Here is a 22,120-nt window from a genome sequence, read left to right on the forward strand (position 1 = left end):
TCGCTCTCCCGCGCCGAGGGACACAGCGGTAGGCTTTCGGTGGTCGATTTTGAATGGCCGACAAATGTATCTGATCGTCGTCGGCGCGGGCGACATCGGCACGCCGCTCGTCGAGCTCGCGACCGCGGGCGGCAACGAGGTCGTCGTCATCGAGCGCGACGAGGAGCGGGCCGAGCGGGCCTCGCGGCAGTACGACTGTCTGGTCATCAACGACGACGCGACCTCGAAGGAGACCCTGCAGGACGCCGGCTCCGACCGCGCCGACGCGCTCATCTCGACGACCGACCAGGACGCGGCGAACATCATGGTCTGTCTGCTCGCACAGGAGCTGTCGATCCCGAACGTCGTCTCGGTCGTCCACAACCCCGAGCACATGAGCGTGTTCGAGCAGATCGGCGTCAACACGATGCAGAACCCCCAGAGCCTGATCGCGGAGTACCTCTACCGGGCGGTGAGCCGGCCGTCGATCGTCGACTTCATGCACATCGGCGAGGAGGCAGAGGTGTTCGAGATCACCGTGGGTCCCGACGCCCCGATCGCGAACATGACCCTGCGCGAGGCGGACGAGGCGGACCTCCTCGGGGGGCAGACCCTGATCGTCGCGATCGAGCGCAACGGGGAAGGCGAGCCGATCACGCCGCGGGGGAACACGCGCATCGAACCGGGCGACCTCCTCACGGTCTACTCCGGTATCGGCGCGGTCCCCGACGTGACGGACGTGTTCGGTCACGCCGAGGACGCCGACTGAGATGTCCGATCGAAACGCCGGTCGGATTCCCTCGGATCTGGCGGTCATCGCGCGCGACGTCGGGTCGCTGCTGCTGATGGAGGCCGGGCTGATGACGATCACGACCCTCGTCGCGCTCGGCTTCCGGGAGTTTCACGCCGCGGCGGCGTTCTTCCTCGCGGGCGGCATTACCGCCGCGGTCGGCGGCGTCGCCACCCGGCGGTTCGCCGACGCGCCGGAGCCGAAGATGAAACACGGGATGGTCATCGCGGCGGGCGGCTGGCTCATGGTCGCCGTGTTCGGGGCGATCCCGCTGTTCCTGACCGCGTGGCTGACCCCGCCGGCCGCGATGGACGCGTTCGTCCCGGCGGCGGCGGACGCGGGGTCGTGGGAGGCGATCGAGGTCGGCGGCACGACGACGCTGTCCAGCCTGGCGTACTTCCGGAACCCCTTGCACGCCGTCTTCGAGAGCATGAGCGGCTGGACGGGGAGCGGCCTGACGATGGCGATTCACGAGCCGTCGCTCCCGCGGGCGGTCCAGTGGTGGCGCTCGTTCATCCAGTGGGTCGGCGGCGTCGGCGTCATCGTGTTGACCGTCTCGATCCTCTCTCGCCCCGGCAGCGGGAGCTACGCGCTGTACCGGAGCGAGGCCCGCGAACAGAAGATCCACCCGAGCGTCGTCTCGACGGTGCGGACGGTCTGGAAGCTCGTCGTGGCGTACACGCTGTTGGCGTTCGGCCTGTTGTTCGCCGCGATCCGCGGCAGCGAGAGCGAGTACGCCGCGTCGCTGTCGGTCGGCGAGACCGCGTGGCAGGCGCTTAACCACGCCATGACGGGGCTGACGACGGGGGGGTTCTCCGTCACGGACAACTCGATCGCGACGTACAACTCGCCGCTGGTCGAGACCGCGCTGCTCCCGATCATGGTCCTCGGCGCGATCGCCTTCCCGATCCACTACGTCGTGCTCCGCGACCGGCGGGTCCGGGAACTGGTGGCCGACCTCCAGACCCGGTGGCTGTTCGCGCTGCTCGCCGTCGGCGTCGCGGTGTTGTCGATCCAGAACGCGGCGTCGGTCCCTGCGACGACCGACGCGTTCTCGACCGAGCCGTTCCTCCCGCTGTCGGCGTCGCTCCTCGACGCGGCCCAGCTCGACGCGGTCCGGGACTCGACGTTCCAGTGGATCAGCGCGCTGACGTGTACCGGGTTCCAGTCGGCACCGATCGGTCGCTGGGTCGCGGGCGGCAAGGTCATGCTCGTGGGGGCGATGGTGGTCGGCGGCGCCGCCGGGTCGACGGTGGGCGGGATCAAGATAATTCGCGCGTATACGGTCGCACGCGGGATCGCGTGGCAGTTCTCTCGCGTGTTCCTCCCGAAGAACGCGGTCGTCACCGCGCGGCTCGGCGACCGCACTCTGGACCGGACGGCGATGGAACGCGAGTTCGGGGAGGCCGCGATCGTCACCCTGCTGTGGATCGTCGCGCTGGGAATCAGTAGCGTCGTCCTCGTCAACCTCGCCGGACCGGGGTTCGGCTACGCCGACGCGCTGTTCGAGGTCGCGAGCGCGCAGGGGAACGTCGGGCTCTCGACCGGGATCACCGGCCCGTCGATGCCGCCGCTGGCCGAGGGAATGTTCGTCCTCAACATGTGGATCGGGCGGTTGGAGATCATCCCGGTGCTCGTGTTCGCCCGAGCGGCGATATACGGGCTGAACCCGTGAACTCACCGTAACGACGGGTCTCGGCCTAAGACCCGGCGGCGGCGCGGCCGGTCGCCGCGCTCAGTCGTCGTCGACGTTCACCCGGCCGATGAACGACCAGTGCGTCTCGCGGGTCGCGTCGGGGAGGGTCTCCTCGGTGACGTGGTAGAGATACGGTCCGTGCGGACAGTCGTCGCAGCCCTCCTCGCAGTGGTGCTGTTTCACGACCTCGGTGTACCCCTCGTGTTCGACGACGCGGAGAACGTCGTCGCTGGGCTCGGGGTCGATCGGGAACTCCGTCGCCTCATGCGACTGGAGCAGTTCCCGGGCGAAGACGATCGCGTTCCGCAGCTCGTCCGGCGACAGATCCTCTAACTCGGCGGCGACGCCGTCGGGGAGCGCCTCCGGCGGATCGCGGCTCCGTGAGGTGTCGGTCATGAGTCCGCGTTCGCTCCGGAGGCAATTAATAACTCCGCGGGCCGCGGAGCGCCGTCGGAGGCGAGGCGGATCGGAACCGATCGATATCGATGAGGCGCGGGGAGTCAACGAGGAATCGGGCGGATCCTCCAAAATATAATGAATATTTATACAGTACCGACGGGTACTCGGAGCCATGTACGACGACGACGACCTCGCCGCGATCCGCGAGGCCAAGGAGTCGTGGGAGGCGGAGACGCTCGACCCGACCCTCGACCGGCACGGCGAGCGGAACGAGCGGTTCGCGACGGTGTCGAACCGCGAGGTCGACCGCTTATATACGCCCGCCGACGTGGCCGACGTCGACTACGAGGAGGATCTGGGGTTCCCGGGCGAGGAGCCGTACACGCGCGGCGTCTACCCGACGATGCACCGCGGGCGGACGTGGACGATGCGGCAGTTCGCGGGGTTCGGCACCGCCGAGGAGACGAACGAGCGGTTCCACTACCTGATCGACGAGGGCCAGACCGGGCTCTCGACCGCCTTCGATATGCCCTCGCTGATGGGGCTCGACTCCGACGACCCGATGTCGCTCGGCGAGGTCGGCAAGGAGGGCGTCGCCGTCGACACCCTCCGGGACATGGAGGTGCTGTTCGACGGCATCGACGTGGGCGAGGTGTCGACCTCGTTCACGATCAACCCGAGCGCGCCCGTGATCTACGCGATGTACGTCGCCATCGCGGACCAGCAGGGCGTCCCGCGCGAGGAGCTCCGGGGGACCCTGCAGAACGACATGCTCAAGGAGTTCATCGCGCAGAAGGAGTGGGTGATCCCGCCGGAGCCCTCCCTCGATCTCGTGACGGACACGATCGAGTTCGCGGTCGACGAGACGCCGAAGTTCAAACCGATCTCGGTGTCGGGCTACCACATCCGCGAGGCCGGCTCGACCGCGGTCCAGGAGCTCGCCTTTACCCTCGCCGACGGGTTCGCGTACGTCGAGGACTGCCTCGACCGGGGGCTCGACGTCGACGCGTTCGCCCCGCAGCTCTCCTTCTTCTTCAACTCGCACAACTCCATCTTCGAGGAGGTGGCGAAGTTCCGCGCCGCCCGCCGGATCTACGCCCGGATCATGGACGAGTGGTACGACGCGGAGGCAGACGCCTCGAAGCGACTGAAGTTCCACACCCAGACCGCGGGCCAGTCGCTGACGGCCCAGCAACCCCTCAACAACGTCGTCCGCGTCACGATCCAGGCGCTTGCGGGCGTGCTCGGCGGCACCCAGAGCCTCCACACTAACTCCTTCGACGAGGCGCTGGCGCTCCCCTCCGAGCAGGCGGTGCGGGTCGCGCTCCGGACCCAGCAGATCATCGCCGAGGAGTCGGGCGCGGCCGACATCGTCGATCCTCTCGGCGGCTCGTTCGCGGTTGAGGCGCTCACCGACGAGGTCGAAGAAGAGGCGGTGGCGTACATCGAGGAGATCCGAGAGATGGGCGACGGCTCGGTCCGCGACGGGGTGCTCCGCGGGATCGAGGAGGGGTACTTCCACCGCGAGATCCAGGAGGCCTCCTACGAGTACCAGGAGCGCGTCGACGACGGCGAGGAGACCGTCGTCGGCGTCAACGCCTACCAGATCGACAAGGAGACGGAGCCCGACCTGCTCCGCGTCGACGAGACCACCCGGGAGCGCCAGCTCGACCGGCTGGAGTCGGTGAAGGCGGAGCGCGACGACGACGCGGTCGAGGCGGCCCTCGACGACCTCCGCGACGCGGTCGACGCCGACGAGAACGTGATGCCGGCGATCGTCGCGGCGGTGAAGGAGTACGCCACGATGGGCGAGATCATGGCGGTGTTCGAAACGGAGTACGGCACCTACCGCGAGCGGATCGGGGTCGCGTGATCCGAAGGACGGGAGCGGAAACCGAGGAAACCGAAGAACCCGGACGAACCGAGGGACCCGGGCGAACCGAGCCAACCGCCGACCGACGCGCCGACCCCGTTTCGGGCGGTCGAACCCGCCGGGCGAGACGAGACGGCCGCCTCAGACGCCGTCGACCGCCCGCGCCGACTCCGCGCACCACGCGTTACCACGGCGACCGGTCGATCGGAGCTCGAGCTCGACGATCGAACCGCTGTCGAGGTCCGAGAGCTCCGCCTCCACGTCCGGGTCGTCGTACTCGACGACGTGCAGCGTCTCGTTTCGGGGATATTCACGGAGCGTGACCGCCCCGTGGTCGTTGCACGGTTTGACGACGGTGTACTTCCCGGTTCGATTCATCACGTCGTGACAATACGTGTCGGTATGATATAATATTTATGTGGGTTGCTAACACGGCTGTCTGCGGCGCGCGCAAGCGGGGATTTTTAACCCGACCGTCGCCAGGTACGGCCATGACGGAGACGGAGATCCCGGAGGACCACCCGCGTTACGCGTCGCTCGTGACGCGCCACCGGATCGAGGCGGGCGTCGAGAAGGGGATCACCTCGAAGCAGGGGCTCATCGCGCAGGGTCGCGGCGAGGCGTTCGACTACCTCCTCGGCGAGCGGACGCTCCCGAGCGCGGACCGCGCCGCGCGCGCGGCCGCCGCCGCCCTCCTGCTCGCCGACCGCCCGGTGCTTTCGGTGAACGGCAACGTCGCGGCGCTCGCCCCCGGGGAGACCGTCGAGCTCGCCGAGGCGGTCGACGCCGACGTCGAGGTGAACCTCTTCAACCACACCGACGAGCGGGTCCGCCGGATCGCCGACCACCTCCGCGAGCACGGCGCCGACGAGGTGAAGGGGTTCGCGGGCGACGGCGAAATCCCCGGGTTGGACCACGCCCGCGGGACCGTCGACGCCGACGGGATCGAGGCGGCCGACGTGGTCGTCGTCCCCTTAGAGGACGGCGACCGCGCCGAGGCGCTCGACGCGATGGGGAAGACGGAGGTCGTGATCGATCTGAACCCCGGCAGCCGGTCGCCGCGCACCGCCGACATCCCGATCATCGACAACCTGATCCGAGCCGTGCCGAACGTCACGGCCCACGCGCGCGACCTCGCCGACGCGTCCGCCGCGGCGCGTCGCGAAGCGATCGACTCGTTCGACGCCGCCGAGGCGCTCGCCGAGGCGGAGGCCGCCATCCGGGAGGGCTCCTTCGAGCTGCCCGACGATTCGGTCCCGGACGACGGGATCCCCGGAGACACGTCTGCTCGCTGACGGATTCCGGGGTGTCGGCGGCGGAAGTGCAAAGTTGGCTGGCAGCGTATAGCGCACATGGAACTCGACGAGACGGACCGCGCGATCCTCCGGATCCTCCAAGAGGACGCCAGAACCCCCTTCTCCGAGGTCGCGCGCCGCATCGACATGTCCAGCGCGACCGTCCACGACCGGGTGAACCGTATGGAGGAGGCCGGCGTCATCGAGGGGTATCACGCGTCGGTCGACCCCAAGGCGGTCGGCTACGGGGTCAGCGCATTCGTCGGCCTCCGGGTCGAGCAGGGGCGCGAGGAGGACGCCTTAGAGCGGCTCCGAGAGATCGACGGCGTCTGCGAGATCCACCTGACCACGGGCGAGTGGGACGTGATCCTCAAGGTCGTCGCGGCGGACACGGACAGCCTCCGCGAGCTGATGTTCGAGAGCGTCGCGGAGATGGAGGGGTTCTCCCGGTCGCAGACGATGATCATCCTCGGCACCGACTACGAGGCCGACGGGCCCCCGGTGTGACCGCCCCGGACCGAGCGCGGCGCGACGGCGCGGGACCGGAACCCTCAATTCGGGGACCCTCCCAACGGAGACCATGAGCACACGGGTCGAAGGGCGGTTCGGACTGTCGCCGGAGCGCGCGTGGGCGGCGGTCGTCGGCGCGGTCACGGCGCTTCTCGCGGTCGGGTCCGTCGTCTTCCCGCGGATCGTGTACGACCGGTTCCTGTGGCGGTACTTCTGGGGGCCGGTCGCGGCCGACGGACAGGGCGCGCAGTGCGCCGTCCGCGACGCGAGCGGGACCGAGCTGCTCGGGAGCTCGTCGGCGTGTTCGGCGGCCCTCGAGGCCGGCGAGGTCGTCGCCGAGCCGGGGTACACCACGGTCTCGACCGTGAGCTACGTCGTGATCCTGCTGGCGATGCTGATCGGCGTGGTCTTCCTCCTCCGCCGGCTGGAGATCGGCACCGAGCTGCGGTTCTTCTACGCGCTGTTCCCGTTCATGCTGCTCGGCGGCGCCCTCCGCACCGTCGAGGACGCGGGGATCGCCGCGATGCGGGCCGGCGTGGAACCGCTGATCCCCTTCCCGGCGAGCGCGCTGCTTATCAGCCCGTTCATCTACTTCACCGTCTTCGGCGTGACGCTCGCCTGCGTCCTCGCGGCGTACGCGCTCGCGGACCGAGGCGTGACCGACGACTACGCCCGTCCCCTGTTCGCGATGGGCGCCGTCGCGCTCGCCGTCGCGTTCGGCTACCTCTCGTACCTCTCGGCGGCGACCGACTACGTGCAGTTCTACCCGATCGTCCTCGCCCTGACGCTGGGTATCGCGACCGCGGCGACCGCGGTCACGTGGAAGCTCGCGACCGCGTCCGTCCCCGAGGTCCGACAGGGGACCGGCGCCGCGGGGATCGTCATCATCTGGGGCCACGCGATCGACGGGGTCGCCAACGTCATCGGGCTCAACTGGATGCCGGCGCTGACGGGGACGGCGAACCTCGTCCCGAAGCACGTCGTCAACGCGCTGATCGTCGACTGGACGGCGCGGCTACTCCCGGGGTCGATCGTCTCGGTCACGGGGGACGCGTGGCCGTTCCTGCTGGTGAAGCTCGCCGCGGCGACGTTCGTCGTCTGGGTGTTCAACGGCGAGATGTTCGACGAGTCGCCGCGCTACACGCTGCTGTTGCTCATCACGGTGCTCGCGGTCGGGCTCGGTCCGGGGACCCGAGACATGCTGCGCGCGACCTTCGGGATCTGACGGGCCGGACGACTCGCGGCTCAGGTCCGCGCGGCTGTCACATCCCCATGTCGGCCGCGGCCTCGGGAACCGGGAGGTCGCCGACGGCGACGCCGAGCAGCTCCGCGGCGTGGTCGAGCGCCATGTCGAAGCCGTAGTACCGCTCTAGCTCGTCGCCGGTCGGTCCCGGGCGGACCTTCAACATCGCGTAGCCGTCGACGTTCTGGGCGACCGTCGCCTCCCGGCCGTCGACCGAAAACGTCAGGCGTCGCTCGCCGTCGGTCTCCTCGTAGCGCGCGTCGATCGCGTTCCCCTCGCCTCCCGCCGTGTCGCTCATACGCACGCTATGCGCCGGCCCCTGTCGAATCTGTCGGTCGGTGGGAGCGCCGTCGACCGGCCGGTCGACTTCGCCTCCCTACCGGGGGTCCCACCCGTGGAACTCGGTCCCCGGCTCCAGTTCGAGGTCGAACGCGTCGATGATCCCGCCGAGCGCCTCGTACCCGCTCGCGGCCGCGGCGATCCCGACGAGCGTCTCGTCGTCGTACCGCGCGGCGGCCTCGTCGTGGACGACCGCGTCGACCTCGCCGCGGACGACCGCGAGCGCGTACTCGACGAGGGCCGTCTCGTCGCCGTCGAGGGGACCGCGGTCGTCGGCCCCGAGCGCGGCGATGACCTCGTCGTCGATTCCGACCCCGCGGGCGATGTTGACGTGCTGGTGCCACTCGTAGCGGTTCGTCGTCTCGCGGGCGACCGCGAGGATCACCAGCTCCCGCTCGCGGTCCGAGAGCCCGCTGTCGGTCCACAGCGAGCCGAGGAACGAGCGCAGCCCCGCGAGCACTGCGGGGTTGTTGCCGATCGACTGGTAGACGTGCAGTGGCTTGCCCTGCAGCGACGACTCCAGTAGCTCCTCGTACTCGTCCGGCACGTCCGACGCCTCGACGTAGGGAACGCGGGCCATGGTCGAGAGTCTCCGCCCGCGGCCATAGGCTTGTGTGACTCGGTAGCGTTCGCCGCGACCGGCCGGGACGGGTCCGCCGCGGCGTGGCGTCGCGCAGATGGCAAGCTTAAGGGACGGCACGTCCCTACCGGCGACAATGAGTACCGACGTGTCGCGACGACGGGCGTGGCTGATCGCGGCGCGCCCGCAGACGCTCCCCGCGGCGGCGGCGCCGGTGATCGTCGGCGTCGGCCTCGCGGTTCGAAACGGGGTGTTCGCCCCGCTTCCGGCGCTCGCGGCGCTCGTCGGCGCGGCGCTGATCCAGGTCGGCACCAACTTCGCGAACGACTACTACGACGCGATCCAAGGCGCGGACACCGACGACCGCGAGGGGTTCACCCGCGTCGTCGCCAGCGGGCTCATCGAGCCGGGAGAGGTGAAGCGAGCGATGTGGCTCACCTTCGCGGCCGCGATCCTCGTTGGGACCTCCCTCGTGTACGTGGGCGGCGTCCCGATCCTCGTGATCGGACTCGCCTCGGTCGCGGCCGGGATCGCGTACACCGGAGGCCCCTACCCGCTCGGCTACCACGGGCTCGGCGACCTGTTCGTCTTCGTCTTCTTCGGCGTGATCGCCGTCACGGGCACTTACTACGTGCAGGCCGCCGCGCTCGCGAGCGGGGCGTTCCCCCTGTGGATTCCGGCGGGGACCGTCACCCTCTCGGCCGTCGTCGCGAGCCTCCCGATCGCGGCGCTGTCGACGAACATCCTCGTCGTCAACAACGTCCGCGACTTAGAGGAGGACGCGCAGACGGGGAAACGCACCCTCGCGGTCCGGTTCGGCTACCGGTTCTCGCGGATCCAGTTCCTCGCGCTACTCGCGCTCGCGTACCTCACCCCCCTCTGGTTTTTCGCCCGGGGGGACGGGCCGGCCGTGCTCCTCCCGCTCGTGACACTCCCGCTCGCGGCCGGCGTGACGCGCACCGTACTGACCGAGACCGCCGGCGACGCCCTCAACCCGGCGCTCGAATCGACCGGGAAGCTGCTCGCGGCGTACGCGGTCGCGTTCGCCGTCGGCCTCGCGGTGTGACCCGTGCGGCTCAGCCCCTTCTCGCTCGGACTGACGAGCCCCCTCGAAACCGCCCGGGGCCCCATCGAGCGGCGCGAGGGGTTCCTCGTCGCCGTCGGCCCCGACTCCGACGCCGGATCGGTCCCCGCCCGCGGCCTCGGCGAGGCCACGCCGCTCCCCGGCTGGACCGAGTCCCGGGCGGCCTGCGAGGCGGCGCTCCGCGGGGTCGGCGGCGGAGGCGACGACCGCGAGCCGATCGCGCCGGACGCGCTCGACCGGCTCGATCCCGTCGACACGCCCGCCGCGCGCCACGGGCTCGCGCTCGCGCTCGCGGACGCGACTGCCCGCGACGCCGGAGACGCGCTCGCCGAACGGCTCGCCCGGGCCGAGGGGCTCCCGGCGCCCGCCGAGACGGTTCCGGTCAACGCGACGATCGGTGACGGCGACCCGGAAGCCGCCGTCGACGCGGCCGAGCGCGCGGTCGAGGGGGGGTTCGACTGCCTGAAGGTGAAGGTGGGCGCGCGCGACCTCGACGACGACATCGAGCGCCTCTGGGCGGTCCGCCGGGCGGTCGGCGGCGGGGTCGCGCTGCGGGCCGACGCCAACGGCGCGTGGGACCGGGAGACTGCCCGGTCGGCGGTCGAGCGACTGGCGTCGCTCGATCTGGCGTACCTCGAACAGCCCCTCCCGGCCGACGACCTCGACGGGGCGGCCGCGCTCCGAGAACGGCAGACCGAGGTGCCGATCGCCCTCGACGAGTCGCTCGCGAGCCGCGGGCTCGACGCGGCCCTCGACGCCGGCGCGGCCGACGCCGTCGTCCTGAAGCCGATGGCGCTGGGGGGCCCGGACCGGGCGCTGGCGGCGGCGCGGCGAGCGCGGGAGGCCGGCGTCGAGCCGGTGATCACCACCACGATCGACGCCGTCGTCGCGCGCACCGCGGCGGTCCACGTCGCCGCCGCGGTCCCCGAGATCGCGCCCTGCGGTCTCGCGACCGGGTCGCTGCTCGACGCCGACCTCGCTCCGGACCCCTGTCCGGTCTCGGCGGGGAGCGTGACGGTGCCTGACGGTCCCGGCCTGGCCGGCGACGCGTTCGGGGACCTGCCGTAGCTCAGGAGCGGCGGGGTACGGGGTCCACCCGGCTCACTCGACGACCTCGATCCGACCCTCCATCCCGCGCGTCTGATGCGGCGTGCAGACGTACTCGAAGACCCCGGACTCGGCGAACGCGTGCTTGAAGACGTGGCCCTCCTCGCCGGTGAGTTCGGACTCGAAGGCGCCGCCCTTGTCGACGACGTTGTGCGCGCCGCCCGCGCCCGTCCACTCCCAGCGGACCGTCGTTCCGGCGTCGACGACGAGGTTCGCGGGCGCGAAGGCGAACCCCGCGTCGGCGCCGACGGCGACGGTCACTCGCTCCTCGCCCGTCCGGTCGATCGGGTCCGGCTCTCCCTCCTCGTCGCCGCCGGGGACGACGGCGTCGGCACAGCCCGCGAGCGCCGCGGCGGCGACGGTCCCCACCCCTGCGAGCGCCTCGCGGCGCGTTCGGTCGATCATACCGGATCGAGGCGGCGGGCGGTATAAATCCCCTCGCGAACGGCGGCGGGGGGAACGGGTACAGAGCCGGACCGGCCGTCGTGCGGGTGGACCGTCGGCGGGCGGACCGTCGTCCAACCGGACCGACGTACGAGGGAAGGTGCTTTTACCGCCACCGCCGAAGGTGGGCGTATGAGCGAATGGACCGACGCGATCGTCGGCGAGCGCATGACCGTCGACAACCAGTTCAACGACCGAGTGTCGGCCTCGCGGTTCTCCAGCCAGGAGTGGGGGCTGATCATGACCGCGACCGAGTTCGAGATCGAGGACGCCGGCGACCCCGAAGAGGCGCGGATCGTCGCCGACACCTCCAACCTTCCCGCGATCATGCCGGAGCTCGAGAACGTCCGGTCACAGGTCGCGGCGATGGGGGGCGCTTCCGGCGGCGACGGCGGGAAGGGGGGATCCGGCGGCGGGCTCGTCGACTCGATCAAGGGCGCGCTCGGCCTCGGCGGCGGAAACGACGGTCCCTCGGACGAGGAGCTCGACGCGGCCGAGCGGCTCGTCCAGGAGTACGCCGACGAGCTGCAGGCGCACTTAGAGGAGGTCGGCAAGTGGGAACAGGTGCGGGTCGCGTATCAGGAGTGAGGCGGGTCTGCGGGGCGACGGGTGCGGCGCTCGACGCCGATCCGACGCCTCACTCGACGTCGCTCCCGCGGAACAGCGTCAGCTCCTCGGCCTCGTAGATGTTGATGAGCTCGCTGACGATCTCGTCGTACTCCTCGTCGTCGAGCCGGAGCGCGTCCAGCCGCTCGACCGTCTCCTCGTCGAGGTGTATCTGGGGCATAGAAGGGGGTTCGTCGGCGGGGGAAATAAAAGCCCGCTGTCGTTTTTAAGTACGACGCGATAACGGCCGTGCTACTCGAACCGATGCTTCTCGACGGTATCGATCGACCTGTCGTCTCGGGAGAGGTATTCGCGAGCCATCCGTTCGATGTCGGCCTCGCTATCGACATCCTCCGGTAACAGGAGGCGGCCGTTGAGCTGGACGATCGAGTCGCCCTGATTGAGGAGTTCGAGAAGGGACGAAGAGTCGAGGACTGCCTCTCCCGTATGCAGTGTTCCGGATAGTTCCTCCTTTGACTGAAACTCGTCAAACAACTGCTTTAGTTCGCCCCCGATCCGTCCCGATAGCGAGAGAACAGATCCGTATGTGATATTGTGTCGGTTGGCCGATCGCGACCACGTTCGATACACCGGCATCGCAGGATGACTATGCGAGGCTATCTCGATGCCCGGATCGCCCACCATCCGCGTTTGAGTCGCGGCACTAACACCCGACAAGGCGACGCTCGGACCTATCGAGACACCGGACGACAACAGCCCGATTAGCGATCGAAATAGCTCCGGATCGAGCGGCGTCTCGGTGAGAACTGACGACAGTCCCCCGTTCTCGACGACGGAGATTCCGAATTCCTGATCCTCGACTCCCTCGAAGACGACGAGCGCTGGTGCTCCACCGAGCCCGTCGAGCGAGACCGTTCCGTCCGCAGCGACGATCCGACCGTCTTCGACCGGCAGGCCGCAGTACGCGATGTCGACCTCCGGATCGGTGAGGTTTGCCAGAAGGGTATTCGCGTCGGGGTTGGCTATCAGCTCCCACGAGCCGATTTTGTCCGGGACCGCCGGATCGGAGAGCGCACGGCGCAGACTCTCTGAACGCTCCGCGGAACCGGTTACGGCGATGACGCGGATTTCACCACGGGCCGTCGTCGTTCTCGTGAGTCGGTTCTCGTAGCCGTCAGGGACCAGCACCGCCGTTCCGGCCGGAGACGGAACCTCGTCCGGTGAGGGAACTGCCTCGGAGGTCGAGCCATCGTCGTTCCGGCTGATCCACGGTGACGTACCGAGCGCGACGGGTGCGTCCACTATCGGATCGCCCGATCCCCGGATACGAACCGGAGCGAGCACGTGCGCGAGATGCGGGAGGAGATCCGCGGCCTCGCGAACCGGTTGGAGCACCGCCTCGGTCGGCCACGCGGGCGCGTACGGAGCGACGGTCTCAGGATCGACTTCGAGGTACTCCATCAACCGCTCGCTCATCGACCTGTCGGCCAGGTTCGGCGGGTAAAACGGGAGCTTCGCCCCCATCAGTTCGTACTCGTATCGGTCGGACTTGACGTACCCGTCCGTCCGCGCCAGCGTGTCGAGGAAGAACCACGTCCGGAGTAGTTCCTCGACGCGCTCTTCGAGCGCGACGCCCTCACTCGGAAGCGACTCGACGTAGCCGGTGTCGAGTCGGATCGCCGGCGAGTCGCCGACGACCACCTCTGCGCCGAGGTAGTACGCGAGCGTAGAGAGCCGGTACACGTCGGCGTACGTGGGGCGCACGACTACCTCAATGCCGGTGTCAGGACCGACGAGCGGGCTCGGAATGTCGAGTTCTTCTCCGAGCCGGATCCGGGGCGGATACCCGCGGAGCGTCGGCCACGAGCGCTCGGGGGTGAACTCCTTGATCGAGGAGCCGAACACCGACACCGCCTCGGCGAGCGCGGCCGGATCGTCGGGGACCGTGATCGTCGCCTCCGGGCGAGTGTGCAGCGATCGCGCACCGACCGTGACGGTGGTCGGGCGATCGAAGGTCAGCTCGCCGAACTCCGACTCGGTTATTCCCGTCGCGGAGATCGCCGCGTCTTGTATCCGCACGACGACCTTCACCGGTCCGTTAACGTCGAAGTAGTACGTTTCCCGGTGGAACTCCATCGAATCGTCGAGCTGGGCGAAGAACTCACCCTCAGCATCCCGAACGGTCACTGTGTTCTGTTCCAGAATGGACATTCCTCCGGCCTCGAAGCTAACCGCGCGATCGACGGGGACGTGAAACAGCTCCGGCAGCGCCGGCCGCGGCTCCGGCTCCCGGTCGAAACGGAGCGGAAACTCCTCGCCCTCCAAGGCGTCGCGGATGCACAGCGTCCGCCCGTCCGTCTCGAACCCGATTCGGCCGTCGATCGCGTCGTCAGTCACGGCCTTCTGATAATCCGACAACAGTTATGAGGTTGTCGGTCATTCCCGAGATTCGCCGATTCTGCCGCCGTACGACCGGATTTCATCGCCTCGTGTTAACAAGCGTGACAGCAACTTTAACATGCGACACACGTGACACGCGGACATGGATCAGCGGGTCGAAACCGCTCTCGGCGAGGCGTTTCCGGACCGCTCCGTCGACCGGACGTTCGGGGTCGGCCCCTCGTGGAACGGCGCCAACGAGACGGTCGGCGTCGCCTTCGCCGACGGGGGGCGCGCGTTCTGTAAGGTCGCCGCCGACGGCGACGGGAGCCGGATCGCCCGCGAGCTGGCCGTGCTCCGGTACCTCGGCGCGGAGCGGTCGGTCGCGGGGCCGGCGGTGCTCGCCGGCGACCCGGACGCGTCGGTGCCGTACCTCGTCACCGCGCCCGTGCCAGGCCGCGAGCTGCTCGGCGTCTGGGAGGACGCGGGGGATGAACGGCGCGAGGCGCTGCTCCGACGCGTCGGCGCGACGCTCGCGGCCCTCCACGCGGAGCGCTTCGACCGCCACGCGGAGATCGTCGGGGGCCGCGTGGGCGAGGACGGCGCGCCGTCTCTCGCCCTCGACCCGGCCCCGTGGCCGGACGTGCTCCGCGCGACGATCGAGCGCACCCGCGAGATCGGCACCTCGGAGCGGCTGGCTGACCACTACGACGCCGCGTTCGACTGCGTCGAGGCGAACCGCGACCGGCTGGAGGGCGCCCCAGCCGCGCTGCTTCACGGGGACGTGGCCAAGCCGAACCTGTTCGTGGCCGACGAGGGCGAGGCGGGGGGCTCCCACGGCCGCGGCGACGACGCCGGCCCCGACGGGATCGTCCCGATCGACTGGGAGCTCGCGCACGTCGGCGACCCCGCCCGCGATCTGGTCCGCGCGGAGGACCAGCTGTTAAACGGGTTCGACAGCAGGGGGCCGGAGCGGTACGCGGACGCCCTCTATCGGGGGTACCGCGACCGCGCCGGCGGGCTTCCGCCGGGGTTCGCGGAGCGGCGTCCGGTGTACGAGGTCGTCCGGATGCTGGGGCGCTCGGGCTTTATCGACCAGTGGACGACGTACCTCGACGAGCCGCTGGAGTCGCTCGTCGATCGGGCCGACGCCGAACTTCGAGCCCGGCTGGACGCGGTCTGATCGGCGACACGTCGGTCACCGGTTCCACGCCGCGTCGTCCGGGTCGATCCGGCGCTCGCCGGGCTCCAGCGCGTCGACCGCGTCGAGGGCGGCGTCGGGAACCTCGGCGTCGACCGCGCGCAGGTTCTCGGTCACGTGGTCGCCGGTCGCCTTCGGGATCGGCGTCACGTCGCGAGCGAGCGCCCACCCGAGCGCGAGGACCGCCGGCGAGAGGCCGTGGCGGTCGGCGATCGCAGTGAGTTCGTCGTCGCCGAACAGGTCGCCGCGGGCCAGCGGGGAGTAGCCGACGAGCCGGTGGTCGAGCTCGGCCGCGAGCTCGCGGAGCGCCGGCTGCCGGAACCGCGGGTGGCACTCGACCTGGTGGGCGGCGATCGGCGCGTCGAGGATCCGGTCGGCCTCGCGCACCAGTTCCGGCGTGAAGTTCGAGACGCCGACGTGGTCGGTGACCCCGGCCTCCCTGAGCGCGTCGAACGCCGGGAGCGTCGTCGACGGGTCGTACGCCCTCGTCGGCCAGTGGACGTACAGCAGGTCGACGCGGTCGAGCCCCAGCCGGTCGAGGCTCTCGCGGGCCGTCTCGCGGACGTCCTCGGGCGCGAGGTTGTCGGGGTGGACCTTCGTGGCCACGGTCACCTCGTCGCGGTCGACGGCGGCCGCGGCGATCCCCTCGCCGACGGCGGTCTCGTTGTCGTACATCTGCGCGGTGTCGACGTGGCGGTACCCCGCTTCGAGGGCGGCGGTCACCGTGTCGCGACACTCCGCGGGGTCGTCGAGCCCGGACGTGCCGAGGCCGAGCGGGAGTTCGAGCGGCGGCATGGCTCCCGGTTCCGGCCCGGACGACAAAAGGGCGTGCCCACCGGAACGGCTCGCGCGGACCGCCGGAATCGGTGTCGGCCTCCGGGAAGCGTTTTCACCGCGCTGGAAACCCCTCGCCGTTATATGGCCCGTTGCGTCCCTACGTGCAGCCATGACCAACGGGATCCACGTCGAGCTCGCCGTCTCCGCCTGTGAGGGCTGTCCCGTGGCCGCGCTCTCCTCGGACACGCCGGTCGAGGAGTTCCGCGTCGACGCCGACGACGCCCGCGTCGAGTTCGTCGCGCCCGATCCGCCCGAGGACCCGCCGAGCGGCCTCGACCTCGTCGAGTTCGCCGGCGAGGCGCACGGCCGCTACGAGATCGCCTGCGAGCGCCCAGCCACCGACGGCGGCGTCGCGATGGACGCCCCGGAGGCCGAGGTGGGTACCGACGCGGACGCGGGGGCCCCCGCCGGTCCGTCGCCGACCCCGGCCGCGGAGCCGTCCGCGTCGGCGACGCCCGAGTCGGCTTCGCCTCCCCCCGCCGACGGAGTCCCCTGCGAGGGCTGCTCGTGCGGCGGGCTCCCGTCGGCGTTCGCGAACTTCCCGGTGTCGCCGCGCCGGACCGAGATGGCGGACGGGGAGCTGCTCGTCTCGTTCGTGCTGACCGGCCACGAGGAGCTGCAGGCGATCGTCGACGAGTGCGAGGCCGCCGGGCTCGGCGTGGAGCTCCGCCGGCTGTGCGTCGACCGGGGGAACCGGAGCGCGGCGGACGACTCCCGCCGCGACGTGGTCCCGGTCGACCTCGCGGGCGTGACGGACCGACAGGCAGAGGTCGCCGCGGTCGCGGCCGAGAAGGGATACTTCGACGGCGACGGCGCCTCCGCCGCGGAGATCGCCGCGGACCTCGACCTCGCGAAGTCCACGGTCTCGGAGCACCTCCGGGCCGTGACTGACACGCTCTTCTCGCAGGCGTTCGGGGACGGTACTTAAACCCCCGAACAGTTCGCCGCCAGCTATCCGGGGAGTTCGACCGTAGTGATCAGTAGCGGGGTCGAACCCATCGGTTCGGCTCCGGAACCCATGACCCAGTGGACACAGCTCGGACCGCGGGAACGCGAGCTCCTCGCCGTCCTGCGGCGCGCGGACGACCCCCTCACGGCGCGCGACCTGCTCGACGCGGTCGCTAGCCGGGGCGACGACGACGTCGCGTACACGACGGTCAAGCGGACCGTCGACCGGCTCGTCGAGAAGGGGTTCGTCGAGCGCGAGTCGGAGCGGTACCGCGGCGGAACGCGGCACCGCTACCGGTTCGACGTCGAGGCCGCCCGCGAGCGGCTGATCCCGGAGTTCGCCGAGGAACTCCGGACGGTGCTCGGCGAGCCGGCGGTCGAGCGGCTCGCTCGAACGGTCCGAACGGAACGCGACGGCGACGAGGCCGACGCCACCACTCAACAATGACTACAGATCCGAACGCGAGCGACGAGCGGTCGACACGGACGGACGAACACGACGAGCGGTCGGCGGACGCGACCCCGGACGACGGGACGGGGACGCCCGCGGACGACGCGGGTCCCGCCGACGACGAGCCGGAGATCGTCGACGGGCGGACGATCGAACACCTGCTGACCGACCACGAGCGCGACATCGCCTCGACCGCGGAGGGAACCGACGCGACCGCGGCGAAGCGACCGACCCTCGACCTCCCGCGCTTGGAGCTCGGGCGGCGCGACTTCATGAAGGCCGGCGCCGCCGTCGGCGCCATGAGCGGCCTCGCCGGCTGTACGAGCATCCTCGCCGACGAGGAGGGCGACGACTCCGGCAGCGCGGCCGCCAGCGGCGAACACAAGGTCGCGCCCGGTGAGCACGACGAGTACTACGGGTTCCTCTCCGGCGGCCACACCGGCGAGATCCGCGTCGTCGGGATCCCGTCGATGCGGGAGCTGATGCGGATCCCCGTCTTCCAGGCGGAGAGCGCGCGCGGCTACGGCCACGACGCGAAGACGAGCCAGATGCTCGAGGAGGAGGGCGACGGCCACGTGTGGGGCGACACCCACCACCCGCGCGTCTCCCAGACCGACAACGACTACGACGGGCGCTGGCTGTTCGTCAACGACAAGGCGAACGGGCGGATGGCCCGCGTCGACTTAGAGTACTTCGAGACGGACGCGATCACGAACGTCCCGAACTGTCAGGGCGTCCACGGCGCGTGTATGCAGCTGCCGGACACCCAGCTCGTCTTCGGCGTCGGCGAGTTCCGCGTGCCGATGCCGAACGACGGGCGCGACGTCGACGACCCCGACGAGTACGGCTCCGTCCTCACCGCCATCGACCCCGAGACGATGGACATCGAGTGGCAGGTCGAGGTCGACGGCAACATGGACAACGGGGACGGCGGCAAGGAGGGCCGCTGGTTCTTCGCGACCGGCTACAACAGCGAGGAGGGCGTCACGGAGTCGGAGATGACGCAGGCGGACCGCGACTACGTGAAGGCGTTCGACATCCCCGCCATCTGGGACGCCGTCGAGAACGGCGAGTACGAGGAGATCAGCGGCGTGCCCGTCGTCGACGGGACGATGGACAGCTCGCTGAACGAGGGCGACCGCCCGATCGTCCGGTACGTGGCGACGCCGAAGAGCCCGCACGGAGTCAGCGTGACGCCCGACGGGAACTACGCGATCGCCTCCGGAAAGCTCGACCCGAGCTGTACGGTGATCGACATCGAGGCCATCGCCGAGGTCGACGACCCGCAGGAGGCGATCGTCGGGCAGCCCCGGATCGGGATGGGGCCGCTCCACACCGCCTATGACGGGCGGGGCCACGCGTACACGACGACGTTCATCGACAGCGAGGTCGTCAAGTGGGACTACGAGGCCGCCGTCGAGGCCGAGGCCGGCTCCGAGGAGCCGGTCGTCGACCGCCACGACGTGCACTACAACCCCGGCCACCTCATCGCCGCGGAGTCGTACACGGCGTCGCCGCAGGGCGACTACCTGATCTCGCTGAACAAGCTCTCGAAGGACCGGTTCCTCCCGGTCGGCCCGATCCACCCGGAGAACGATCAGCTGTTCCACATCGGCGACGACGACGCCGGGTTAGAGCTGATCAAGGACAAGCCGTCGTACCCCGAGCCGCACGACGCCAGCGTGGTCCACAAAGACAAGATCGACCCAGCGAAGACGTGGGACACCGACGACTACGAGATCGACTACGTCGCCGAGGGCGAGGAGTCCTTCGAGCGGATCGACGACAGCACCGTCGAGATCGAGATGTGGGCGCGCCGCAACGAGTTCTCCTTCCCCGAGGTGACGCTGCAGGAGGGCGACGAGGTGACGCTCCGGATCTCCAACGTCGAGACCACGAGCGACGTGATCCACTCGATCGCGATCCCGGAGTACGACATCAACCTCGCGCTGGCGCCGCAGGACACCCGGGAGGTGACGTTCACCGCGGACGAGCCCGGCGTGTTCTGGGCGTACTGCGCGTACTTCTGTAGCGCGCTCCACCTGGAGATGCGCTCGCGGATCCTCGTCGAGCCGGACGAATAGAGCGCGAACCGCCTCACCCCCATTCCACCCCCACCCCACACGACATGACCGCCTCACTCGACCGACTGACGGAGCTCAGACGAGCGCTTCCGGTAACGGCGGCGGCGACCTTCGTCGTCGCCCTGCTGGTGCCCGTCTGGAAGATCGCGTTCGAAGCGCCCCAGTACCCCGACGGGCTGCTCGTCGAGCTGTACGCGTACCCGCGGCTCGGCGGCGACTACGCCGAGGTGCAGGCGCTGAACCACTACGTCGGGTTCTACTACCCGGACCCGGTGTTCGTCGACCCGAACTACGCGGTCCACCCGGACGCGATCGCCGCGCCGGAGTGGATCCTCGGGCCGGTCGTCTTCCTCGCGGTGGCCGCCGCGGGCGTGTTCGTCGCGCTCGCGCCGACCGACCGGAAGCTCCGGCTGGGCCTGCTCGGCCAGCTGATCGGGGCGACCGTGGCGTTCGTGGGGACCTTCGCGATCGTCCAGTACCGGCTGTACCAGGCGGGCCACGCGCTCGGCGAGGACGCGCCGGTCGTCGGCGTCGAGGAGTTCACCCCGCCGCTTTTAGGCGGCTACGAGATCGCCAACATCAGCGGGGTGGCGTGGTTCGGTCCCGGCGGCTACCTCGCCGGGGCCGGCTTCCTGCTGCTGGTCGTCGCGTTCCTGCTCCGCGACTCCCGAGTGACGATCGGCGAGGCCGCCGGCGCGGTCCGCGACCGGCTCTCGGGGAGCCGGGATGAGGACGGCGACGGGGACGCCGAGGAGATCGGGCCGACCGCCGAGGAGGCGGTCGAGACCCGGACCGGCGACGGATCCGACGCGGGGGTGCACTGATGTCCCGGCTCCCGTCGGTCGAGGGGCTCGTCTCGGCGCGCGCGGCCTTCCTGGCCGCTGCCGTCGTGCTCGCGGTCGTCCTCGGCGGCGTCGTCGCGGCGGCCGGCGCGGGGGGCGCCGGGGGCGACGACGTCGGGACCGACGGCGAGCCGGTCGTCGACCCGCCGACGTACGACCCGGACCGACCGACCGAGTCGGGGACGGCGAGGGTCCTGCGCGACGGGAGCGAGATCGGGACCTACGACGACCTGTCCGCCGCCGTCGACGCGGCGGGGCCGGGCGACGCGGTCGAACTGTCGGGCGTCTTCGAGGCCGATCGGGAGGTCGTCGTCGACGAGCCGGGGGTGACGATCCGCGCCGCGTCGACCCACGGCGCCCTGATCGACGGGGGCGGAGCGGGCACGGTGATCGACGTGCGCGCGCCGAACGCGACGGTCGAGGGCGTCTGGATCGACGACACCGGCGAGAACCTCGAATCGCGCGACTCCGCGGTGTACCTCACGGAGAACGCCTCGGGGACGACCCTCTCGGAGCTGTACCTCACCGACGCCGCGTTCGGCGTCTGGGTCAACGGCGCCGATCGGGTGACGATCGCGGACTCGCGGATCGAGGGGACGAAGGCCCCGCGGTTCGCGAACCGCGGCAACGGGATCAACCTTTGGGAGACGACCGGCACCGAGGTCCGCGACACTGAGATCACCGACGTGCGCGACGGGATCTACTACTCGTGGGCCTCGAACGTCGAGGCGACGGGGAACACGATGTGGGACCTGCGGTACGGGGTCCACTACATGTACTCCGACGACAACCGCCTCGCCGACAACGTCGCCTTCGAGAACGACGTGGGGTACGCGCTGATGGTCAGCGAGTCGATCGAGCTGGTCAACAACACCGCGGTCGCGAACCGGGGCGAGAGCGGGCACGGGATCCTGCTCAAGGAGATCGATCACACCGTGGTCCGCGACAACGACCTCGTCGCCAACGACAACGGCGTCTACCTGTACAACGCGCAGGACAACGAGGTGCGCGGGAACCTCCTGTACGCGAACGGCGTGGGGGTCCACCACTCCGCGGGCACCGAGGGGACCGCGGTCGCCGGCAACGGGTTCGTGAACAACGACGAGCAGGTGTTGACGACGACCCGCGAGCTGGTGGCGTGGAACGGCACCGACCGCGGGAACTACTGGTCGGACGCCCGCGTCGCCGACACCGACGGCGACGGGGTGAGCGACGCGCGACACCGCCCCGCCGGCGCGGCCGAGCGGCTGGTCCAGGAGCACCCGGCCGCGGCCGTGTTCGCCGACAGCCCGGCGTTCGACGCGATCCGACTGGTCGAGAGCCGGTTCCCGGCGGTCGAGAGCGCCGGGGTCATCGACCACCGCCCGCTCGCGAGCCCCGCCCACGACGTCGAGCCGTATCGCCCGTACGCGGCGGCCGTCGACACGGCGGCCGAGTACGACGACGAGCCCGGAGACGAGCACCACCAGTAA

The 22,120-nt window shown here is 70.2% G+C and carries 23 protein-coding genes; 15 read left to right on the plus strand and 8 right to left on the minus strand.

Going from position 1 to position 22,120, the window contains the following annotated elements:
* Positions 1 to 64 precede the first annotated feature (64 nt).
* Positions 65 to 748 (plus strand): potassium channel family protein, encoded by a 684-nt coding sequence (locus CK500_RS04370; protein WP_095636028.1) that lies wholly within the window; start codon positions 65 to 67, stop codon positions 746 to 748.
* 1 nt (position 749) lies between these two features.
* Positions 750 to 2,444, plus strand: a complete 1,695-nt coding sequence (locus CK500_RS04375; protein WP_095636029.1) for a potassium transporter TrkG — start codon at positions 750 to 752, stop codon at positions 2,442 to 2,444.
* A 60-nt stretch (positions 2,445 to 2,504) separates the two neighbouring features.
* Here CK500_RS04375 and CK500_RS04380 read toward each other — a convergent pair whose 3' ends face one another.
* On the minus strand, positions 2,505 to 2,861 hold the full coding sequence (locus CK500_RS04380) for a hypothetical protein (protein WP_095636030.1): 357 nt from the start codon (positions 2,859 to 2,861) through the stop codon (positions 2,505 to 2,507).
* Between the two features lie 175 nt (positions 2,862 to 3,036).
* Here CK500_RS04380 and CK500_RS04385 point away from each other — a divergent pair, with 175 nt between their 5' ends.
* On the plus strand, positions 3,037 to 4,737 hold the full coding sequence (locus CK500_RS04385) for an acyl-CoA mutase large subunit family protein (protein ID WP_095636031.1): 1,701 nt from the start codon (positions 3,037 to 3,039) through the stop codon (positions 4,735 to 4,737).
* 141 nt (positions 4,738 to 4,878) lie between these two features.
* Here the strand turns inward: CK500_RS04385 and CK500_RS04390 are convergent, their stop codons facing one another.
* Complete coding sequence (locus tag CK500_RS04390; protein ID WP_095636032.1) at positions 4,879 to 5,115, minus strand: hypothetical protein; 237 nt, start codon at positions 5,113 to 5,115, stop codon at positions 4,879 to 4,881.
* Between the two features lie 113 nt (positions 5,116 to 5,228).
* Between CK500_RS04390 and CK500_RS04395 the strand changes: the two genes are divergently transcribed.
* The 3 genes from CK500_RS04395 (at position 5,229) to CK500_RS04405 (ending at position 7,767) form a co-directional block, all read left to right on the plus strand.
* Complete coding sequence (locus CK500_RS04395; protein WP_095636033.1) at positions 5,229 to 6,032, plus strand: 4-phosphopantoate--beta-alanine ligase; 804 nt, start codon at positions 5,229 to 5,231, stop codon at positions 6,030 to 6,032.
* 57 nt (positions 6,033 to 6,089) lie between these two features.
* Complete coding sequence (locus CK500_RS04400; RefSeq protein WP_095636034.1) at positions 6,090 to 6,539, plus strand: Lrp/AsnC family transcriptional regulator; 450 nt, start codon at positions 6,090 to 6,092, stop codon at positions 6,537 to 6,539.
* A gap of 73 nt (positions 6,540 to 6,612) precedes the next feature.
* Positions 6,613 to 7,767 carry a DUF63 family protein gene (locus CK500_RS04405; RefSeq protein ID WP_095636035.1) on the plus strand — a complete coding sequence of 385 codons (1,155 nt, stop codon included), beginning with the start codon at positions 6,613 to 6,615 and terminating at the stop codon, positions 7,765 to 7,767.
* Between the two features lie 37 nt (positions 7,768 to 7,804).
* On the opposite strand, the gene CK500_RS04410 is transcribed toward CK500_RS04405, so the two are convergent.
* Both CK500_RS04410 and CK500_RS04415 read right to left on the minus strand, forming a co-directional pair.
* Complete coding sequence (locus CK500_RS04410; RefSeq protein WP_095636036.1) at positions 7,805 to 8,083, minus strand: DUF7111 family protein; 279 nt, start codon at positions 8,081 to 8,083, stop codon at positions 7,805 to 7,807.
* Positions 8,084 to 8,161: 78 nt separating this feature from the next.
* Complete coding sequence (locus CK500_RS04415) at positions 8,162 to 8,704, minus strand: carboxymuconolactone decarboxylase family protein (protein WP_095636037.1); 543 nt, start codon at positions 8,702 to 8,704, stop codon at positions 8,162 to 8,164.
* 136 nt (positions 8,705 to 8,840) lie between these two features.
* Here CK500_RS04415 and CK500_RS04420 point away from each other — a divergent pair, with 136 nt between their 5' ends.
* Both CK500_RS04420 and CK500_RS04425 read left to right on the plus strand, forming a co-directional pair.
* Positions 8,841 to 9,770: a 1,4-dihydroxy-2-naphthoate polyprenyltransferase gene (locus tag CK500_RS04420; RefSeq protein WP_095636038.1), complete on the plus strand. Its 930-nt coding sequence runs from the start codon at positions 8,841 to 8,843 to the stop codon at positions 9,768 to 9,770.
* A gap of 3 nt (positions 9,771 to 9,773) precedes the next feature.
* Complete coding sequence (locus CK500_RS04425; RefSeq protein WP_095636039.1) at positions 9,774 to 10,856, plus strand: mandelate racemase/muconate lactonizing enzyme family protein; 1,083 nt, start codon at positions 9,774 to 9,776, stop codon at positions 10,854 to 10,856.
* A 33-nt stretch (positions 10,857 to 10,889) separates the two neighbouring features.
* Here the strand turns inward: CK500_RS04425 and CK500_RS04430 are convergent, their stop codons facing one another.
* Positions 10,890 to 11,300, minus strand: coding sequence for a halocyanin domain-containing protein (locus CK500_RS04430; RefSeq protein WP_095636040.1), 411 nt, complete (start codon positions 11,298 to 11,300; stop codon positions 10,890 to 10,892).
* A gap of 171 nt (positions 11,301 to 11,471) precedes the next feature.
* Between CK500_RS04430 and CK500_RS04435 the strand changes: the two genes are divergently transcribed.
* Positions 11,472 to 11,927 (plus strand): DUF5799 family protein, encoded by a 456-nt coding sequence (locus CK500_RS04435; protein WP_095636041.1) that lies wholly within the window; start codon positions 11,472 to 11,474, stop codon positions 11,925 to 11,927.
* A gap of 49 nt (positions 11,928 to 11,976) precedes the next feature.
* On the opposite strand, the gene CK500_RS17315 is transcribed toward CK500_RS04435, so the two are convergent.
* Together CK500_RS17315 and CK500_RS04440 are read right to left on the minus strand one after the other, a co-directional pair.
* Entirely contained in the window at positions 11,977 to 12,126 is a 150-nt protein-coding gene (locus CK500_RS17315) for a DUF7557 family protein (protein WP_198951492.1), read from the minus strand.
* A 71-nt stretch (positions 12,127 to 12,197) separates the two neighbouring features.
* Entirely contained in the window at positions 12,198 to 14,303 is a 2,106-nt protein-coding gene (locus tag CK500_RS04440) for a hypothetical protein (protein ID WP_095636042.1), read from the minus strand.
* A gap of 145 nt (positions 14,304 to 14,448) precedes the next feature.
* Here CK500_RS04440 and CK500_RS04445 point away from each other — a divergent pair, with 145 nt between their 5' ends.
* Positions 14,449 to 15,468, plus strand: coding sequence for a phosphotransferase family protein (locus tag CK500_RS04445; RefSeq protein WP_095636043.1), 1,020 nt, complete (start codon positions 14,449 to 14,451; stop codon positions 15,466 to 15,468).
* A 15-nt stretch (positions 15,469 to 15,483) separates the two neighbouring features.
* On the opposite strand, the gene CK500_RS04450 is transcribed toward CK500_RS04445, so the two are convergent.
* A complete protein-coding gene (locus CK500_RS04450; protein WP_095636044.1) occupies positions 15,484 to 16,281 on the minus strand; it encodes an aldo/keto reductase in 798 nt (265 codons plus the stop codon).
* A gap of 151 nt (positions 16,282 to 16,432) precedes the next feature.
* Between CK500_RS04450 and CK500_RS04455 the strand changes: the two genes are divergently transcribed.
* The 5 genes from CK500_RS04455 (at position 16,433) to nosD (ending at position 22,120) form a co-directional block, all read left to right on the plus strand.
* Positions 16,433 to 17,251 carry a helix-turn-helix domain-containing protein gene (locus tag CK500_RS04455; RefSeq protein ID WP_095636045.1) on the plus strand — a complete coding sequence of 273 codons (819 nt, stop codon included), beginning with the start codon at positions 16,433 to 16,435 and terminating at the stop codon, positions 17,249 to 17,251.
* Between the two features lie 90 nt (positions 17,252 to 17,341).
* Positions 17,342 to 17,719 carry a BlaI/MecI/CopY family transcriptional regulator gene (locus CK500_RS04460; RefSeq protein ID WP_095636046.1) on the plus strand — a complete coding sequence of 126 codons (378 nt, stop codon included), beginning with the start codon at positions 17,342 to 17,344 and terminating at the stop codon, positions 17,717 to 17,719.
* Complete coding sequence (gene nosZ, locus CK500_RS04465) at positions 17,716 to 19,806, plus strand: TAT-dependent nitrous-oxide reductase (protein WP_095636047.1); 2,091 nt, start codon at positions 17,716 to 17,718, stop codon at positions 19,804 to 19,806. Before CK500_RS04460 ends, nosZ begins: the two co-directional genes overlap by 4 nt.
* Before the next feature lie 44 nt (positions 19,807 to 19,850).
* Complete coding sequence (locus tag CK500_RS04470) at positions 19,851 to 20,630, plus strand: hypothetical protein (RefSeq protein WP_095636048.1); 780 nt, start codon at positions 19,851 to 19,853, stop codon at positions 20,628 to 20,630.
* Positions 20,630 to 22,120, plus strand: a complete 1,491-nt coding sequence (gene nosD, locus CK500_RS04475) for a nitrous oxide reductase family maturation protein NosD (RefSeq protein ID WP_095636049.1) — start codon at positions 20,630 to 20,632, stop codon at positions 22,118 to 22,120. The genes CK500_RS04470 and nosD overlap by 1 nt, the downstream gene beginning before the upstream one ends.

The organism is Halorubrum salipaludis (assembly GCF_002286985.1).
Classification (GTDB): domain Archaea; phylum Halobacteriota; class Halobacteria; order Halobacteriales; family Haloferacaceae; genus Halorubrum; species Halorubrum salipaludis.

Excerpts from the sequence above, each read along its gene's own strand:
- CK500_RS04370 (WP_095636028.1), top strand. The coding sequence starts at position 65 with ATGTATCTGATCGTCGTCGGCGCGGGCGACATCGGCACGCCGCTCGTC.
- CK500_RS04375 (WP_095636029.1), top strand. The coding sequence starts at position 750 with ATGTCCGATCGAAACGCCGGTCGGATTCCCTCGGATCTGGCGGTCATC.
- CK500_RS04380 (WP_095636030.1), bottom strand. The coding sequence starts at position 2,861 with ATGACCGACACCTCACGGAGCCGCGATCCGCCGGAGGCGCTCCCCGAC.
- CK500_RS04385 (WP_095636031.1), top strand. The coding sequence starts at position 3,037 with ATGTACGACGACGACGACCTCGCCGCGATCCGCGAGGCCAAGGAGTCG.
- CK500_RS04390 (WP_095636032.1), bottom strand. The coding sequence starts at position 5,115 with ATGAATCGAACCGGGAAGTACACCGTCGTCAAACCGTGCAACGACCAC.
- CK500_RS04395 (WP_095636033.1), top strand. The coding sequence starts at position 5,229 with ATGACGGAGACGGAGATCCCGGAGGACCACCCGCGTTACGCGTCGCTC.
- CK500_RS04400 (WP_095636034.1), top strand. The coding sequence starts at position 6,090 with ATGGAACTCGACGAGACGGACCGCGCGATCCTCCGGATCCTCCAAGAG.
- CK500_RS04405 (WP_095636035.1), top strand. The coding sequence starts at position 6,613 with ATGAGCACACGGGTCGAAGGGCGGTTCGGACTGTCGCCGGAGCGCGCG.
- CK500_RS04410 (WP_095636036.1), bottom strand. The coding sequence starts at position 8,083 with ATGAGCGACACGGCGGGAGGCGAGGGGAACGCGATCGACGCGCGCTAC.
- CK500_RS04415 (WP_095636037.1), bottom strand. The coding sequence starts at position 8,704 with ATGGCCCGCGTTCCCTACGTCGAGGCGTCGGACGTGCCGGACGAGTAC.
- CK500_RS04420 (WP_095636038.1), top strand. The coding sequence starts at position 8,841 with ATGAGTACCGACGTGTCGCGACGACGGGCGTGGCTGATCGCGGCGCGC.
- CK500_RS04430 (WP_095636040.1), bottom strand. The coding sequence starts at position 11,300 with ATGATCGACCGAACGCGCCGCGAGGCGCTCGCAGGGGTGGGGACCGTC.
- CK500_RS04435 (WP_095636041.1), top strand. The coding sequence starts at position 11,472 with ATGAGCGAATGGACCGACGCGATCGTCGGCGAGCGCATGACCGTCGAC.
- CK500_RS17315 (WP_198951492.1), bottom strand. The coding sequence starts at position 12,126 with ATGCCCCAGATACACCTCGACGAGGAGACGGTCGAGCGGCTGGACGCG.
- CK500_RS04445 (WP_095636043.1), top strand. The coding sequence starts at position 14,449 with ATGGATCAGCGGGTCGAAACCGCTCTCGGCGAGGCGTTTCCGGACCGC.
- CK500_RS04450 (WP_095636044.1), bottom strand. The coding sequence starts at position 16,281 with ATGCCGCCGCTCGAACTCCCGCTCGGCCTCGGCACGTCCGGGCTCGAC.
- CK500_RS04455 (WP_095636045.1), top strand. The coding sequence starts at position 16,433 with ATGACCAACGGGATCCACGTCGAGCTCGCCGTCTCCGCCTGTGAGGGC.
- CK500_RS04460 (WP_095636046.1), top strand. The coding sequence starts at position 17,342 with ATGACCCAGTGGACACAGCTCGGACCGCGGGAACGCGAGCTCCTCGCC.
- nosZ (WP_095636047.1), top strand. The coding sequence starts at position 17,716 with ATGACTACAGATCCGAACGCGAGCGACGAGCGGTCGACACGGACGGAC.
- CK500_RS04470 (WP_095636048.1), top strand. The coding sequence starts at position 19,851 with ATGACCGCCTCACTCGACCGACTGACGGAGCTCAGACGAGCGCTTCCG.
- nosD (WP_095636049.1), top strand. The coding sequence starts at position 20,630 with ATGTCCCGGCTCCCGTCGGTCGAGGGGCTCGTCTCGGCGCGCGCGGCC.